The sequence below is a fragment of the Rhodococcus sp. NPDC049939 genome, assembly GCF_040656415.1.
Lineage (GTDB): Bacteria > Actinomycetota > Actinomycetes > Mycobacteriales > Mycobacteriaceae > Rhodococcus_F.
Window position 1 is genome coordinate 1 of record NZ_JBFAMC010000002.1, and the last position, 16,766, is coordinate 16,766.

The following is a 16,766-nucleotide window of genomic DNA, read 5'->3' on the forward strand; positions in this document are numbered from 1 at the left end:
CGCAGATCGATGGCCCTGGTCGTCGTCCCCCAGGGCGTGCGACGGGTCCTGCCCGCCCTGATGAACCAGTTCATCTCCCTGATCAAAGACTCGTCACTGATCTACTTCCTGGGCCTGCTGGCAACCCAACGAGAACTGTTCGCCGTGGGCAGGGACCTGAACGCCCAGACCGGCAGCCTCTCACCACTGGTAGCCGCCGGCCTGTTCTACCTCGCCCTGACCGTCCCACTGACCCACCTCGTCAACTACATCGACCACCGCCTGCGCACCGGACGCAGGGACAGATCCGGCACTCTCGATCCGGTGGAGCAGTCCATCGTCGCCGAAAGGGGATAGGGGCCCGACCGGAAGACCAAATCAGTTCGAGCCGAATGCGATTCCTCATGAGAATAGCTATCATGGACGAGATCTGGAGACCTGCTACCGAGTAGCGATCGGGGTCCAGGCAGGACCAGCAGGTGTGGAAAGCGTTCCAGATACTCATCCAAGACCGACCGGTCGCTCACGAACTCGAGAGAGCGAGACACCACCGCAATGGCACGCAGTGTCAACTCGGACAACCGATCTCGCGTTGGTTGACAGGTCTACGCAATTCGCTAGCGTGGCAATTATGACTACCATGAGTACGGTCAATCCACTAGTCTCGGAGGTTCACGAGTTCAATCGGTTTTACGCGCGAGCTATCGGATTGATGCACCCAGAGCTGGCGGATTCTTCTACCGAGTCAAGTGTGTTCGACGCGCCGAACATCGATCAAACCATTGTGGCCGAAGCCCTTCTGGCCCCACTGGGACGAGCGCAGCGGAAAGAGCTCGTCGATGCCATGGCGCAGATCCGCAACGCGCTAGGCGAGAAGCCTGAGTCTCCGAGCCTCGTCCTGCGGGCCCCGGAGCCGGGTGACCTCGGCTGGGTTGTGGAGCGTCACGGCTACCACTACGCGATCGAGCAGCAGTGGGACTCGACGTTGGAAGCAACCGTAGCCCGAATCGTCGCTGACTTCGCCGAAAGCAGCGAGAGCCGACAGGCCGGATGGATTGCCGAGTTGGATGGCGAACGGGTTGGCTGCATCTTCTGCGTCGCTACAGAGCGGGAGGCCACCGCTCAGCTTCGGCTGCTGCTCGTCGAGCCCTCAGCACGCGGTCTAGGGATAGGCACCCAGTTGGTCGACGAATGCCTACGGTTCGCCAAGCACTCCGGCTACGAAGACATCATGTTGTGGACTGTGGACGTGTGCAAAGCCGCGCGTCGGATTTATGCGCGGTCCGGGTTCCATATCGACAGGCGGGAGCCCACCCACCACTTCGGGCACGAGCTGGTAGACGAGTTCTGGTCGCGGAGTCTCTGAGCCCGACTGCCGAATCGTCGGCGTTGCTGTAACGAGTTCCGCCCTGCGGGACTTATGGCGCAATCACGGCGGTCCGTACCGCTACTGTGGATTTATCATGACCCAGTCCGGTTGGAGCGCCGATGAGAATCGCTTTGTTCGTGACGTGCCTGGCAGATGCCCTGTTCCCAGAATCTGCCACGGCCATCGTCAAGATTCTCGAAAGACTCGGTCATGAGATCGTATTCCCGGAGAGCCAGACATGCTGCGGGCAGATGCATGTCAACACCGGATACCTAGCTGAGGCACTACCGCTTGTCCGCCATCACGTGGAGGCGTTCGAAAAGGACGTCTCCTGGGACGTCGCTGTAGCACCCTCCGCTTCATGCGTGGGGTCCGTACGCAATCAACACGCAATGGTGGCGCGCCGGTACGGGGACGAGTCATTGGCGTTGCGCGCAGAGGAGATCGCCTCGCGCACATATGAGCTGTCCGAACTTCTCGTCGACGTCCTCGGCGTCACCGATGTCGGGGCCTTCTATCCTCACCGGGTCACCTACCACCCGACATGCCACTCACTGCGGATGTTGCGCGTCGCGGACAAACCACTGCAATTACTTCGAGCCGTACGCGGGATGACCTTGATCGAACTCCCCGTGGCCGAGTCCTGTTGCGGTTTCGGGGGAACGTTCGCGCTGAAGAATTCCGAGACGTCCACGGCGATGCTCGCCGACAAGATGAGCAACGTACTGAGCACCGGCGCCGAGGTGTGCACTGCCGGAGACTCGTCATGCCTCATGCAAATAGGCGGCGGCCTGTCACGGCTGCAAAGCGGGGTTCGGACCGTGCACCTCGCGGAGATATTGGCCGCCACCGAGCAGATCGCGGCCACCCCGTGACCACGTTCCTCGGCTCACCTACTTTTCCTGCGGGCACCGGAAACATCCGGGGCACGGAGAGTTTTCCTGAAGCAGCGAGGAAGTCGCTTTCGGATGCACAACTGCGCGCCAATCTCAGCGCGGCGACCACCACCATCCGCCACAAGCGAATCGCCGCCATCGCGGAACTCGACGATTGGGAGGAACTTCGCCGTGCGGGTAGTGCCCTGAAAGCGGACGTGATGGCGCGACTTCCCGAGCTGCTCCTGCAGTTCGAAGAGAACGTCATCGCGCGCGGTGGCACCGTCCACTGGGCTCGGGACTCGGACGAAGCGAACCGGATCATCACCGATCTCGTCCGGTCCACTGGTTCCACGGAAGTCGTGAAGGTCAAGTCCATGGCGACACAGGAGATCGGTCTCAACGAACACCTCGAGTCGAACGGTATCGCGCCGATCGAGACCGACCTTGCCGAATTGATCGTCCAACTCGGCGGGGATACACCGAGCCACATCCTGGTTCCGGCCATCCACCGCAATCGCGCGGAGATCCGGGAGATCTTCCTCGAATCCATGCCGGGAATCGACACCAACCTCACCGACGACCCCAACGCCCTGACCATGGCGGCGCGTGCATACCTGAGGCGAAAGTTTCTGTCCGCCAAGGTCGCAATCAGTGGTGCGAACTTCGGTGTAGCCGAGACCGGCACGGTGACAGTGGTGGAGTCGGAAGGCAACGGCCGAATGTGCCTGACTCTCCCCGACACTCTGATCACGCTCATGGGCATAGAAAAACTGGTCCCCACCTTCACCGACCTGGAAGTATTTCTGCAACTGCTGCCTCGGTCCTCGACTGCGGAGCGCATGAACCCGTACACCTCGATGTGGACCGGTGTATACCCCGGCGACGGACCGCGGAATTTTCACGTCGTCCTCCTCGACAACGGCCGTACCAACGTCCTCGCCGACGAAATCGGGCGCTCCGCACTTCACTGCATCCGGTGCAGTGCGTGCATGAATGTGTGTCCCGTGTACGAACGGACGGGCGGACACGCGTATGGCTCGGTGTATCCGGGACCGATCGGGGCGATCCTCAGCCCGCAACTGACCCGGACCACGGACCACGACGACCCGAATGCCTCACTGCCCTTTGCCTCGACGCTGTGCGGCGCCTGCTTCGATGCCTGTCCCGTCCGCATCGACATACCCGAAATTCTCGTCCACCTACGCGCAAAGCAGATCGACTCCGAGCGCCGTGGACTGCCTCATGGACAGGACCTCGCGATGAGGGCAGCGGGGTGGGTGATGCGATCCAAGCGACGGTTCGCGGCCGCCGAAGCGGCGTCCAAGATCGCCAGAGTGCTCGGTGGTAAGAAGGGCCGCATCACGTCATTGCCGTACCCGGGATCCGCCTGGACTTCCAGCCGAGATCTGACCTCACCCCCGAAAGAGACCTTCCGGCAATGGTGGTCACGTACTCACAGGGACGCCGAACGATGAACGCGCGCAGCGAAATCCTTTCGCGAATCCGTTCCGCGATCGTGAATGCGCAAACTCCCGAATCGGTTCCCCGCGACTACTACCGACGACCCGCGACCGGGCCCGGGGACGTCGAGTTCTTCGTTCGCACCGTTGACGAATACAGCGCCAGGGTCCACCGTGCCGAACCGGACACGATCACCGAGATCATCACCGGTCTGACCGCCGATGACGCCCGCGTAGTCATCCCGCCCGGACTGCCCGCCACCTGGCGACCGTCGCGCGACACGGTCGTCGACGGGAATCCGCACGTGTTGTCCACACCGGAACTCGACGCCATCGACGCCGTCGTTACCGGATGCACACTCGGGATCGCCGCAACCGGGACGATTGTTCTCGACGCAAGTTTGAGGCAGGGTCGGCGGGCGCTGACCCTGGTACCCGACCATCACATCTGTATCGTGCGCATCGATCAGATCGTCGACACCGTGCCTCAGGCCATCGCGGCCCTGGATGCGACCAGACCACTGACGTTCATCAGTGGCCCAAGTGCCACCAGCGACATCGAGCTCGAGCGAGTCGAAGGCGTACACGGACCACGCAAGCTGGATGTAGTCATCCTGGGCTAGGCCGTGCTCGGGCCCGCCCACACTGCGGTGGGCAGTGTGGGCGGACCGTTCCTCGCATCAGATTCCGGACCCCGGTCCGCGCAATCAGGATTCGTTCAGGGTGTAGAGCGATGTGGTTGTGGCGGCGTAGGCGGTTTCATAGTCCTTCGCGGTCAGGGCCGCAACCGGCCCGACCTGAGCAAGTTTCTGCCACTCCACACCTTCGCGACTGCGCCAGGCGTATCCTTCGATGTCGATTCCCCACAGCGCATCCCCAGCGCCGGCGAGCATCACCAGGTCCGGGGCGTCGGTGACGGCAGAGAAGGTGCGGGCACCGTCGGTGCTGTGTTCCAGACCCTGCCCGGTGATCGCCCAGATTCCGGAAGTGTTGACTGCCAAGGACATAGCGGGGATAGCCGCACCGCGAGTCCAGGTGCTGCCGCCATCCGTGGAAACGAGCAACCCGTCTGTTCCGTCGAAGCCGACCAGGGTGTTTTCGTCCGCAGCCAGTGCGTGGAAGTCGACCTGCCCTCCCAATGATTGTTCCACCCACGACTTTCCGCCATCGGTACTGCTGCGCAGTCCCAGGGGATTGGCGGCGGTGCTGGACAGGCCGGGGTGACCGGAGGCGAAGAGGGTATCACTGACAGGGATCCCGGCCAGGCCCATGAAGTCGTCATCGGATGTGCCGACCCGAGAGGGGGTATCGGAGTCGATGGCGAACAGGCCGGTGTGGGTACCAGCCAGGACGGTCCCATCGCCGTCTACATGCAGTCCGTGTAGATGGCTCAGTTCGGAGGTGAAATCGAGCACCGGGACGGTGCCGTCCGGTCCGGTGGCGTCCAGACCTGTAGCTTCGTCTTGCGACGAGCAGCCGGCAAGTACGAGCGCGGTGGCTGTGAAGGGCAGGAGGGTACGGGTGAAGCGACGGGCAGACAACATGGGAACCTCGTTTCTCTCGATGTGATTGAACAGTTGGTGCTGGGTCATTCGATGTAGGAAAGAGTGGTCATCATCCCGGCCTCGCCGTGATAGAGGTTGTGGCAGTGCACCATCCACTGACCGGGATTAGTCGCGTCGAAGTCCACCTCGACGGTCTGACCCGGCAGCACGAGCGTGGTGTCCTTGCGGGCTCCAACCCCCTGATCGTCGACGACCTGGAAGGTGTGCCCGTGTAGGTGCATTGGATGAAACATCATGGTCCTGTTCACAAAGCGCAGCCGGACCCGCTGCCCCTCGAGAACCTCGAGGGGTGTGTGCTCGTCGAAGGTGTCACCGTTGATCGTCCACGTGTACCCGGACATGTTCATGCCCAGAGTCAGATCGTGGACCCGATCGGGCTCGCGACGCCCGAGGCGCACATCCTCTCGTGAACGCAGATGCAGGCCCATGATCGGTTGTGTATCCAACTCGGCAGGCCGGATGGTCGGCTCCGGCGTCTGCCCTGCCCCGGTGCGGATCAGTGCGAATCCCTGCCCCTGCTTACCCTCTGCGGCAGCGACGATGGGGAAGACTCCGTCGCCGAGGGTGACGACCACGTCGAAGCGCTCGCCCATACCGATCAGCAGCGACGACCCGGTGACCGGCTCGACCGGGTAGCCGTCGCTGTGCGTGACGGTGAACTTGTGTCCGCCGACCGAGAAGCGGAAGGCGGTGTCGGCGCCGGCGTTGATTATGCGCAACCGCACTCTCTGGCCTGGGCGGGCTTGAAGTCCGAACGGATCGGCCGGGAGGGTGCCGTTGATCAGGTAGTAGGGGTACTCGACATCTCCTGTGTCGGAACCGAGCGGGGCGTGGGTGTCGGCCGCCGCACCCATTCCCATACCGCCCATCGCGCCATGGCCCATCCCACCCATGGACATGCCTTCGCGACGCAAGTCCTCGAGTTGCTGGTCAGGGGTACGGCCGGACACCCCGTCGAGCCAGTCGTCCAGGACCAGAACGGCCTCGAGATCGTAGTCGGCTCCGTCGGCGGGGTCTTCGACGATGACCGGCGCATAGAGACCGCGGTCGAACTGCATACCGACATGTGAGTGCAGCCAGTGAGTGCCTGCGTCTGGCGCGAGGAACTCGTAGGTGAACGTGTTGTTCGGAGCCACGCCAGGCTGGGTGAGATCAGGCACCCCGTCCATGTCGTTACGCATGGCGATGCCGTGCCAATGGATGGTTGACTCGTCCGGGAGTTCGTTGACGAGGTCGGCGCGGAGAAGGTCTCCACGGCTGAGCCGGATTTCAGGTCCGGGAAGTTGGTCGTCGTAGGCCCACGTGTCGACCAGGACACCCCCGAGGTCGATCGTGGTCGGCCGCGCCCGCAGCGATGCGGCCACCGTCCTCCCGGTCCCCATATTGGTACGGCGGACCTGCTCGGCCGCATTCACGGCGGCCGAGTCGGGCCCGACGGTTGACGCGGCCGAGTTGGCCGCCTTGTTGCTGAATCCGGCCACTGCCGCAGCCGTCCCCAGTCCGGCCAGCACCAAGAAGTTCCGACGGGACAGGGGGGCGCGGGCGGACGGAAATCGGTCGATCATGAAAAAACTCCTGTTCGAGCACAGATCAGGGCTACCGAGCCCATCTACGCAGCAATCTGGTAGACGGCGTGGGCAGGATTCCGACCTGCGGTTTTGCTATTGGAACTGCCGCTTGGAAAGCGGCCGGTACCCCTTCAGAGGGAGGCGGGGTCAGGTGCAGGCACGCGCAGCCGCACGGACCGAGTCAGGACCGTGGTGTCGCCGACCACGTTGCTCCGTCGCGGGAATCAGTTGACGGTGGCAGGCAGATAGGCCGAAAACGGCGGAAAGCCTGGAGGAACTGCATCATTCACTGAGGTAATCCCTGTATCTGACTACGACCGGACGCGCACCGTGGTAGGCAGCGATGTAGGTCACGAGAAAAGTCCTCGGATGACCTGCCGACTGCCGACAGCACCTGTCGATTGATCAGCACCTGTTGATACAGAGTTCGTTCAAGACGGTCCGGCCCTGCCGGACGCGAACGGATCGCGGGGGCGACCGCGGACTCAGGGCTGCTGACATCAGCACCATGACGACAGCGAAGACAGTGGCGACGACAGTCAGCGGGCGAAGCGGATTTTCCGAGCGCGGCATGGCCACGACGCCGTGCGCTTCGTATGGCAGGTGTGTCGATCCATCGTCAATGTGCGCTGGGCGAGGAACCGATTCCTCCGCTTGCAGCGACGTCGTGGAAGAGGCGACGTAAACGTTGTCGCCCTGGTAATCGTGCGCCAGATAGATCCCACATTGGGCGATCGTGTAGGCGAGGAAATACAGGACAGCCACGGCCGCAATAGCCGTCTGCATACGCAGGGGGGGTATTGCACGGGCCATCACAATTTCCCGACTATAGCACCAACGACATGGACATTCGTCCAGTTTGCCCTCACACGCCTTTGGGACATTTGAGACTCTTGTGGCATTTGGTTGAAAAAGTGGTTCTTGGCACCAAAGTGAAAACAGTCGACTAGAGTTACGGTGCGTCGGTTTGACTTACTCGCGACGAATCGCCAGTTCGACCGACCCCCAATCGTCGAATCCTGTGCGTCGGAAGGGACTGCGATGCGAGGAACACCGGGCAAGTTCAGGGCCCACAGAAGACTGACCGCCACAGTGATAGGCGCCTCAGCCACGACGGCCGTTCTGCTCACAGGGGCTCAGCCCGCATCCGGCACGCCGCCGACCGCATCCAGCGCGCCCACACAGTCGTCGACTTCGATCGCGACGACGGTGGCAAACATACTGACCCTCACCACCAACGCCGCCGAGCCGAACGTGGAGGTGGTGGATCCCAGCGTGTGGCAGACCGTCGCCAACGTCACAATCGCCACGGTGGAGAGCGCCGAGGCCAACGGGTCGCTCGGCGACGCCTTTGCCGTGCTCCAGATGCTGGCGGGTTGCACGCTCGAATGGGCGCTGTTCGCCGATACCGCCACGACCAGCCCTCTGAGCGCCTGTGGGAACGAGGTCGCCGGCATCGACGCCAGCATTGGTCCCCGATTGGTTGCCGCACTCGCAAACGGAGTGGCCGTTGGCACGTCCCCCGATGGAGCGAACACCCGCGACGAGACCGGGACAGGTACGCCGACACAAAACCCGGGGACGTGGAACGGGACCCGCGAGTTCGTGGCACCGTCCGCGGGGACAGTCACCTCGGGGTTCGGAGGTGCGCGCAACCACGGCGGTATCGACATCGCGAACAGTTTGGGGGCACCGATCGTCGCGGTTGCCGATGGGGTGGTCATCAACGCCGGGCCCGCCCAGGGGTATGGGATGTGGGTGCGCATCCGCCACGACGACGGCACGATAACCACCTACGGCCACAACAACGACAACCTCGTCACCGTCGGGCAACGGGTCGAAACCGGCCAGAAGATCGCAACCATCGGCAACCGCGGAAACTCGACCGGCCCGCACCTGCACTTCGAGGTCGAAACGCCCGCCGGTTACAAGACCGACCCGCTGAAGTGGTTGGCCGACCGCGACGCGTCGATCGTCGGGATCGACTGACCGTCAACCCCCGACTGGACGCGGAGCCGCCCAATCGAGCAACTCCTCCAGGGGCAGGGAATTGATGACGTTCGCTGGTTCCAACCCGCGTTCTGCTGCCCGCTCACAGGCGTAGCCCTGCCACGCCAGGTGGCCGGCGGAGTGCGCGTCCGTGTCGATGGCGAACATGCACCCGGTGTTCAGCGCGAGTTCGATCAGCCGTCCCGGTGGGTCCCGACGCTGAGGACGGGAGTTGATCTCCACTGCGGTGCCGCCCTCGCGGCACGCATCGAACACCCGCTCGGCGTCGAACTTGGACTCGGGGCGTATACCCCGGGGCCCGTCCACGAGGCGTCCCGTGCAGTGTCCCAAGACATCGACGTGCGGGGACTTGACCGCCTGCACCATCCGTTTGGTCAGCGTTGCACGGTCGTCATCGAGGCGGGTGTGGACGCTGGCCACCACGATGTCCAAGTCCGCGAGCAGCTCGTCGTCCTGATCGAGGGAGCCGTCCTCGAGGATGTTCACCTCGATGCCGGTGAGGACACGGAACGGCGCGAGTTCCGCGTTCAGTTCTGCGACCACACTTAGCTGGGCGAGCAGTTGCTCCGATGAAATTCCATTCGAAATCGCGGCGCCGAGAGAGTGATCGGTCAGTGCGCAATACTCGTGACCGAGTGCCGCGGCGCGGCGCATCATCTCCTTGATCGAGCACCTGCCGTCGGACCAGTCCGAATGAGTGTGCAGATCGCCCCGCAGAGCATGGAGCAGCTCCGCTCCACCGAGCCCGATCGGCTCGGCAGAGCCGCGCAGGTAGAGAAGATACCGCGGAGCTGAGTCGGAACACTCGCGAATGATGGCAGCGGGCTCGGAACCGATGTGAGGCGGAGGCGGTACATCACCGTTCATCAGAGCCTCTTGTTGCTCGACGGTGAGATCAGCGACGACATCGGCCGCGCGCCGGAAAGCCGCAGTTCGGTGTGCCTCGCCACCTGCACGCTCGAGCCAGAACGCAATTTCTCGTAGCGCTTCTACAGGATCCACCCTTCTATAGTGCACGACTACGAGACCCTGGTCAGGAGTCAATTTTCTGAACCGTGAGGGTGTGCCGTCGGAACGGCCGAAACATCGGCGGAACCTGAGCGAACGCCGCCGACCTCGAGATGACTGTCGGCCGAGATCCGCCTCAATCCCCAGGCGGAATCAATCTTTACAGGGAAACAGTCGTCGCCAGCGTCCACAGCGGCGGGAAGCCCTTGGATACGCGAGCGACGTTGAGAGCCGCCATGTCACAAATCCGCCGCCTTGCGGTGTCGCTACCGCCCGCGACATGTGGGCTCAGGAGGACGTTGTCCAGTGAGCGCAGCGGATTGTCGGAAGCCAGCGGTTCACTGTTGAACACGTCCAGCGCGGCGCCACCGACGCGGCCCGAGCGCAAGGCCTCGGTCAGGGCGATCTCGTCGACGACCGGTCCCCGCGCAACGTTGACGACGATGGAGTCCGGCGGCATCAGACCGAGTTCACGGCTGCCGACCAAGCCCCTCGTCTCCGCGGTCAGCGGCACCGCCACGACCAGGATGTCGGACTCGGCGAGCAGATCGTCCAATGGCAGATACCGGGCCGAGGCGATGGGCCGGGGCCGGCGCGCGGTGTAGGCGACTGCACACCCGAAGGCCTCGAACAAGGTGGCACACCGGCTGCCGATTTCACCGAACCCGAGGATTCCGACCCGCCGATCTCCCAGGTCGCGGCTGCCGCGTTTCAGGACCGCCCACTGTGGCCAGCCCTGCTCCCGCATCTTGGTGTCGGCCCACATCATCTTGCGGCTCACGGTGGCCGCGGCCACCACTGCCCACTCCGCGACCGAAGCGGCATTGGCGCCAGGGGTGTTGGCCACCGGCACACCGACCCGCGCCCACGCGTCGACGTCGATACAGTTGGTTCCTACGCTCGGCTGCTGGACGAGCCGAAGGTGGGGCGCGAGCTCAGCTTCCGCTGCCCCCAAAGTAAGTTCGAAAGTCCAGTCTCCGACTACTACATCCACGCTCGGCAGTAGTTCCCTCACGGCCTCCGAGGTCCGGGACGGGGGTAGGACCACCTCGTCCCCGGGCACTGCAGCCCGCAAGGTGGAGATCAGACCGCCCTCCTGATCATCGTTCGTCAGCAGCAGAATCCGCATCTTCCGGACCGTCCTCTCGCCGCGAGAAGTTGGCCGCCTTCAGGACGCAACCGACCTCACGGTCTGGTTACTGATTCGGCGGGTTCGGTAGCGCCGCGCTCTGCGCGTGCTCCGACGCCTTCGCCAGGGAATCCAGACTTGGCGAGTTGTACAGCGCCACCTGCTCATACTGCGACCAGTGACTGCCTTCGGAGTCTAGCTGAAGCCGGGCATCGGGGATGTCCCCAGTAATCGCACCTGGTTGTCAGCAACTTCAGGGCTCCACCCCGACAGATTTCGGAATCAGCCTATTTAGGGCTACCTCGTTGACCTCTTGTTTACCTGGATGACCCCTCCTTCTTGCATTCGCCTTCTACCCTGCCGGAATTGTCCAATTCCGAGTCAGGAGCCAATGTGAGCTTGAAACCCCTAGCGCTATTCGTCAATCACGGAGGCTCGTCATCACGCGCCGCCGTAACCTGCCAGTACAAATGCGGGAACGCCTGCTCACACGAGGTCCCGAACGCGTCCGAGGGGGAGTACTTCCGCGACATTGCTCGCACGGCACTCTCGCGTCGCAGGGTCCTGCGCGGCGCCGGAATGACGGTGCTCGCCGTCGGCGCGGGTAGCGCGCTTGTGGCGTGCTCTGACGATTCCGGCAACGGCAACGCATCCGCTACCGGAGCAGAGGATCGAGCGATCCCGGCAGGCACCGACTTCGACGTCGTCGCACCCAACACCCAAGACGCGGTCGTTGTTCCGGACGGCTACGAGCAGGTTGTGATGATCCGCTGGGGTGACCCGGTTCTGCCCGGCGCTCCCGCATTCGACTTCGACAACCAGACCGGACAAGCGCAATCGCAGCAGTTCGGGTTCAACAACGACTTCGCCGCGCTCCTGCCGATCGAAGGACAGCCCAACACCTTCTTGCTGGTGGTCAGCCACGAGTACTCCTCCGAACCGTTCATGTTCTCGAACTACGATCCCGAGAACCCGACACTCGAACAGTTCCAGACCGCACTCGCTGCGCACGGCTTGTCGGTGGTGGAGATGAAAGGCGAATCCGACTCGGGCAAACTCACTCCCGCATTCGGTGCGTACAACCGGCGCATCACCGGATCGACGGAGTTTCTCGTGACCGGTCCGGCCGCGGGCAGCGACCTGCTCGCGACGTCTGCCGACCCGACCGGCACCTTGGTGCTCGGCACCTTCAACAACTGCTCGGGTGGCCTCACCCCTTGGGGAACGGTGCTGTCGGGGGAGGAGAACTTCAACCCGTACTTCGGAAACGCCGAAGCGATCACCGACCCCGTCGCCGCCGCCCGCCTGAAGCGATACGGCGTGGAAGGTGGTGCGACCGAACGTAAGTGGGAACGGTTCGACAAGCGATTCGACTTGGCGCAGGAACCGAACGAGGTCAACCGCTTCGGTTACGTGGTCGAGGTGAACCCGTGGGATGCGGCGTCCACACCCGTCAAGCACACCGCGCTGGGACGGTTCAAACACGAGGCCGCGACGATTTACATCACCGACGACGACACCGTCGTCGCGTACAGCGGCGACGACGAGCGCTTCGACTACATGTACAAGTTCGTCTCCAGCCGAAAGATGATGAGCGGCAACAGCCAGGCGGCGATGCGTCACAACATGACACTGCTCGACGCAGGCACCCTGTACGTCGCGAAGTTCGCCGGCAACTCGGCGGACGAGATCGACGGTTCGGGCACCCTGCCGTCCGATGGCGCCTTCGACGGCACCGGCGAGTGGATCGCGCTGCTTCGCACGGGCGAGGACGGAACGGGTGAATCATTCGTCGACGGGATGAGCGCCGAGGAAGTGGCGGTGTTCACCCGAGAGGCCGGCGACAAGGTGGGCGCCACGAAGATGGACCGCCCTGAGGATTTCGAGCCGAACCCGAAGACCGGCAAGGTGTACGTCGCACTTACCAACAACACCAAGCGTGGTGTCGATGGTGCTGCGGCCGCGGACGAGCCCAACCCGCGAAACAACAACAAGAACGGCCAGGTGCTCGAACTGACCGACGACCACGCCGGAACCGCGTTCAACTGGAACCTACTGCTTGTGTGCGGCGACCCGCAGGCAGCGGACACCTACTACGGGGGCTTCGACAAGAGCAGCGTCAGCCCCATCTCCTGCCCCGACAATCTCGCGTTCGACTCCCACGGCAACTTGTGGGTGTCCACTGACGGTAACGCGCTCGGCTCGAACGACGGACTCTTCAGCGTTGTCCTCGACGGCGCGAACCGAGGCGAGACCAAGCAGTTCCTCACGGTGCCGAAGGGCGCCGAGACCTGCGGGCCGATTATCGGCGAGGAGCGCGTCATCGTCTGTGTCCAGCACCCAGGCGAACTAGACGGCGCCGATGCGAACAGCCCAGCGTCGCACTGGCCCGACGGCGGGACAAATCAGCCACGTCCCGCCGTCGTGGCCGTGTGGAAGCCGGACGGAAGAATCGGCGCCTGACCCTTCGGGGGCAATTTATCCGAACGCCAGTGGCCGAGCCTGGATCGCCAGGCTCGGCCACTGGCGTTCGAGCGCCCTCATGATGATCCGCAACGGGCGGGAAGCGTGTGAAGGATTTTTTCTTCCAAATACTTGTAAATGAAAGTAATTGACGACATCCATGGTCCGGCCTACATTGGCGATCATGGACAGATCGTGCTCGTCGCTTCGCCTACCTCGGCGTTCGAAGTCGTCATGACCCGGGTGCTGGCCTTCGACGTCGGCAAGTCGGGCTGCCGAGTCGCGCTGTTCGTCGACGGTCGCCGCGTCAAAGGAGCCGAAACCTGGGGTGCTCGTGGACTCGCAGACCGCGATGGGCTCGAGTCCACGCTGACCGCGATCCGGTCCGCCGCCGATGCAGTCGGGGCCGAACAGGTGGACGCCGTCGCAGCCGGAGTGGCGGGATATGCACAGGCCGCCGGCGCAGGCGGTGAACTGGTCGACGCCCTTGCCGAAAGTCACCGCACACGCCGGGTCGCGGTGGCAAGCGATATGACCACTTCGCACGCTGGTTCCCTCGCCGGACGGCCCGGCGTCGTGGTGGCGGCGGGGACAGGTTCGGTCGCATTGGCCATCGCAGCGAACGGGATCACCGCCGTTGCCGATGGCTGGGGATATCTGTTGGGTGACAACGGAGGTGGCTTCGCTTTGGGTCGTCGGGGCTTGGAGTCGGCATTGCGGGCCCGCGACGGACGCGGAGGCTCGGAAGTCCTGCGGGTACTGGCGCAGCGCAGATACGGCAACCTCGATCGTCTACCTCGAGTCGTACACCGCTCTAGCAACCCGGCCCGGACAGTCGCGGCGTTCGCGCGCGACGTCGTCAGTGCCGCGCGGGACGGCGACGAGTGGTCGTCGATCCTGTGCGCGGAGTCGGGTGTCGAGCTGGCCCGCACCGCGGCTGCCGCGGCGAAACGGGCCATGCCGGACGATCGTGCGGTCGAAATCAGCACCACCGGTGGACTCTTCGATGCGGGCGATCTTGTGAGCAGACCTTTCGCTAGCGAAGCGCGTCGGCTACTACCGGGTTGCCGTCTGGTTCCGCGAGCAGGCGATGCCTGCGACGGAGGGCTCCTGCTGGCCACACGCGACGATCTGCCCCACGAATCACTGATCCGCCGATACGAAGGAGTCCCCGCGTGACCGACCTCGACCGTGAGCTCGCACTGCTCGCCACCGAGCGCACCCGCCCTGAGCTGTCAGATCTCGATACATGGTCTACGCGCAGCTTGGTCGCCGCAATCGCCTACGACCATGCAGGTGTGCCGGAGGCGGTCGCTGCGGCGGGTGACGCTATTGCCGCAGCGGTCGACGTGATCGTCGAACGGCTCGAAAGCGGCGGACGGCTGATATATGCGGGCGCTGGAACCCCCGGCCGTCTCGGGGTCCTGGACGCGGCGGAATGCGTGCCGACCTTCAGTACCGAGCCCGGCCAGGTGATTGCGCTCATCGCAGGAGGTGCCGATGCGATGACAACGTCCCTTGAAGGCGCCGAAGACGACCCCGACGGCGCTGCAGCAGATCTGGCTGCCATCGAGATCGGCGCCGGTGACGTGCTCGTCGCCATCACCGCGTCGGGTCGCACTCCCTATGTGCTCGGCGCCGCCAGGGCCGCAAGAGAATCCGGTGCCGCCACCATCGGAATAAGCAACAACACCGACACTCGGCTCAGTTCCCTCGTCGACGTGCCGATCGAGGTGTGCACCGGCCCAGAGATCATCGGCGGGTCGACCCGCATGAAGGCCGGAACAGCGCAAAAGCTCGTCCTGAATACCCTCTCGACCGCCAGCATGGTCCGGCTCGGCAAGACATACGGCAACATGATGGTCGACGTCCGGGCGACCAACGACAAACTCCGGTCTCGCGCACAGCGAATTGTCATGGAGGCGACTGGCGTTTCACCGGATGCGGCGGCCGAAGTGCTGGCGTTGGCCGATGGCCACGTCAAGACGGCGATAGTCGCTCTGCTGGCGGAGATCGACGTATCCGAGGCCCGAAATCGGTTGGCTGCCTGCGGTGGTCGCGTCCGTGCCGCGATACACGGCGACTGCATCGCCCCTGGAAAACCGACATGATCGTACTGTCTCTCTCCTCGGGAACCTCGGTCGACGCCATCGATGTGGCTGCCGCAGACCTGACGATGTCCGACGGCGAGATCCGGATGGCGCCGCTGGGATACCGAGAAGTTCCGTACTCTGCGGAACTTCGTGGTCTAATCCTTGACGCTCTTCCGCCTGCGGGCACGACTCTCGAGACGGTGTGCCGCATCGACACCGGGGTGGGACAGGAGTTCGCGGTGGCCGCCTCCGCAGCCGCACACGATCTGACCGACGGCCGGGCCGAGTTGGTTGTTTCGCACGGACAGACATTGTTCCACTGGACCGTCGACGGATCGGTTCGAGGCACCCTGCAACTGGGTCAGCCTGCCTGGATCGCCCAAGCCACCGGGCTTCCCGTCATCTCGGACCTCCGGGTCAACGATGTCGCCGCGGGTGGCCACGGAGCGCCCCTGGCGAGTCTTGTCGACGTACTCCTGCTCAGCGACAGCAGACGACAATCGCTCGGTGATGACGAACAACGGTCGGCAGCACTGAATTTGGGCGGGATCGCCAACGTCACAGTCGTCGGAGCCGACGACGATCCGGTGGCCTTCGATACCGGTCCGGCGAATGCACTCCTCGACGCCGCCGTAAGAAGCCTGTCCGCCGGCCGTGACCACGCAGACCACAACGGAGCGATCGCGGCCCGTGGGCAGGTGAATCCACACCTTTTCGCGATGCTGCTCGATCATCCCTACTACCGGCGACTTCCACCCAAATCAGCCGGGAAGGAAGACTTCAACGCCAGATACCTCGCCGAGGCGATCGACCGCGCCGGGTGCCACGACATCACCTCGCAAGACCTGCTGGCCACCCTGGTCGAGGTCACCGCCCGAACCATCGCTGCCGCACTAGCCCCGTACGCGGTGGGTGAAGTGTTCGCATCCGGTGGCGGAACCCGTAATCCGACGCTCATGCACCGCCTCGACGAGAACCTCGCCCCGGCCCGATTCACCACCACCGCCGAACTCGGTCTCGACCCCGACGCCAAGGAGGCCTACCTCTTCGCGCTCATGGGCTTTCTCAGCTGGCACGGTTTGCCCGGGTCGATACCCGCCTGCACCGGGGCAGACCAGCCCACCGTGGCCGGTCGGATCACGCCGGGCGCCAACAGCCTTCGCCTGCCCACACCCGTCATCGATCCTCCCCACACACTTCGCATCGTCCATCACCCCGCCTAGCCACAACGCCGCGCGACTCGT

15 protein-coding genes are annotated in these 16,766 nt (G+C 63.9%); 10 read left to right on the plus strand and 5 right to left on the minus strand.

Going from position 1 to position 16,766, the window contains the following annotated elements:
* The 5 genes from AB0I57_RS09370 to AB0I57_RS09390 all read left to right on the plus strand — a co-directional run.
* A partial coding sequence (locus AB0I57_RS09370) for an ABC transporter permease subunit (RefSeq protein WP_358333355.1) occupies positions 1 to 336 on the plus strand: 336 nt, incomplete at its 5' end.
* A gap of 274 nt (positions 337 to 610) precedes the next feature.
* Positions 611 to 1,345: a GNAT family N-acetyltransferase gene (locus tag AB0I57_RS09375; RefSeq protein WP_358333358.1), complete on the plus strand. Its 735-nt coding sequence runs from the start codon at positions 611 to 613 to the stop codon at positions 1,343 to 1,345.
* A gap of 122 nt (positions 1,346 to 1,467) precedes the next feature.
* Positions 1,468 to 2,223 carry a (Fe-S)-binding protein gene (locus AB0I57_RS09380; protein WP_358333361.1) on the plus strand — a complete coding sequence of 252 codons (756 nt, stop codon included), beginning with the start codon at positions 1,468 to 1,470 and terminating at the stop codon, positions 2,221 to 2,223.
* Positions 2,220 to 3,701, plus strand: coding sequence for a LutB/LldF family L-lactate oxidation iron-sulfur protein (locus tag AB0I57_RS09385; RefSeq protein WP_358333364.1), 1,482 nt, complete (start codon positions 2,220 to 2,222; stop codon positions 3,699 to 3,701). The genes AB0I57_RS09380 and AB0I57_RS09385 overlap by 4 nt, the downstream gene beginning before the upstream one ends.
* Positions 3,698 to 4,309, plus strand: coding sequence for an LUD domain-containing protein (locus AB0I57_RS09390; protein ID WP_358333366.1), 612 nt, complete (start codon positions 3,698 to 3,700; stop codon positions 4,307 to 4,309). Before AB0I57_RS09385 ends, AB0I57_RS09390 begins: the two co-directional genes overlap by 4 nt.
* Before the next feature lie 84 nt (positions 4,310 to 4,393).
* Here AB0I57_RS09390 and AB0I57_RS09395 read toward each other — a convergent pair whose 3' ends face one another.
* The 3 genes from AB0I57_RS09395 to AB0I57_RS09405 form a co-directional block, all read right to left on the minus strand.
* The gene (locus AB0I57_RS09395) at positions 4,394 to 5,230 is read right to left on the minus strand and encodes a F510_1955 family glycosylhydrolase (protein ID WP_358334846.1); all 837 of its coding nucleotides are present in this window, start codon (positions 5,228 to 5,230) and stop codon (positions 4,394 to 4,396) included.
* A gap of 44 nt (positions 5,231 to 5,274) precedes the next feature.
* Positions 5,275 to 6,816 carry a multicopper oxidase family protein gene (locus AB0I57_RS09400; protein ID WP_358333369.1) on the minus strand — a complete coding sequence of 514 codons (1,542 nt, stop codon included), beginning with the start codon at positions 6,814 to 6,816 and terminating at the stop codon, positions 5,275 to 5,277.
* 408 nt (positions 6,817 to 7,224) lie between these two features.
* Positions 7,225 to 7,632 carry a hypothetical protein gene (locus AB0I57_RS09405; protein WP_358333372.1) on the minus strand — a complete coding sequence of 136 codons (408 nt, stop codon included), beginning with the start codon at positions 7,630 to 7,632 and terminating at the stop codon, positions 7,225 to 7,227.
* 228 nt (positions 7,633 to 7,860) lie between these two features.
* Between AB0I57_RS09405 and AB0I57_RS09410 the strand changes: the two genes are divergently transcribed.
* Positions 7,861 to 8,808 (plus strand): M23 family metallopeptidase, encoded by a 948-nt coding sequence (locus AB0I57_RS09410; protein ID WP_358333375.1) that lies wholly within the window; start codon positions 7,861 to 7,863, stop codon positions 8,806 to 8,808.
* A 3-nt stretch (positions 8,809 to 8,811) separates the two neighbouring features.
* Here AB0I57_RS09410 and AB0I57_RS09415 read toward each other — a convergent pair whose 3' ends face one another.
* Both AB0I57_RS09415 and AB0I57_RS09420 read right to left on the minus strand, forming a co-directional pair.
* Positions 8,812 to 9,831, minus strand: coding sequence for a PHP domain-containing protein (locus AB0I57_RS09415; protein WP_358333378.1), 1,020 nt, complete (start codon positions 9,829 to 9,831; stop codon positions 8,812 to 8,814).
* Between the two features lie 166 nt (positions 9,832 to 9,997).
* Positions 9,998 to 10,966: a 2-hydroxyacid dehydrogenase gene (locus tag AB0I57_RS09420; protein WP_358333381.1), complete on the minus strand. Its 969-nt coding sequence runs from the start codon at positions 10,964 to 10,966 to the stop codon at positions 9,998 to 10,000.
* Positions 10,967 to 11,359: 393 nt separating this feature from the next.
* Here AB0I57_RS09420 and AB0I57_RS09425 point away from each other — a divergent pair, with 393 nt between their 5' ends.
* The 4 genes from AB0I57_RS09425 to AB0I57_RS09440 all read left to right on the plus strand — a co-directional run bounded on the left by AB0I57_RS09425 (position 11,360) and on the right by AB0I57_RS09440 (position 16,745).
* Positions 11,360 to 13,429, plus strand: coding sequence for a PhoX family phosphatase (locus tag AB0I57_RS09425; protein ID WP_358333384.1), 2,070 nt, complete (start codon positions 11,360 to 11,362; stop codon positions 13,427 to 13,429).
* A 138-nt stretch (positions 13,430 to 13,567) separates the two neighbouring features.
* Positions 13,568 to 14,608: a BadF/BadG/BcrA/BcrD ATPase family protein gene (locus AB0I57_RS09430; protein ID WP_358333387.1), complete on the plus strand. Its 1,041-nt coding sequence runs from the start codon at positions 13,568 to 13,570 to the stop codon at positions 14,606 to 14,608.
* Positions 14,605 to 15,540 carry an N-acetylmuramic acid 6-phosphate etherase gene (gene murQ / locus AB0I57_RS09435; RefSeq protein ID WP_358333390.1) on the plus strand — a complete coding sequence of 312 codons (936 nt, stop codon included), beginning with the start codon at positions 14,605 to 14,607 and terminating at the stop codon, positions 15,538 to 15,540. The genes AB0I57_RS09430 and murQ overlap by 4 nt, the downstream gene beginning before the upstream one ends.
* Positions 15,537 to 16,745 (plus strand): anhydro-N-acetylmuramic acid kinase, encoded by a 1,209-nt coding sequence (locus tag AB0I57_RS09440; RefSeq protein WP_358333393.1) that lies wholly within the window; start codon positions 15,537 to 15,539, stop codon positions 16,743 to 16,745. Before murQ ends, AB0I57_RS09440 begins: the two co-directional genes overlap by 4 nt.
* Positions 16,746 to 16,766: the final 21 nt, after the last annotated feature.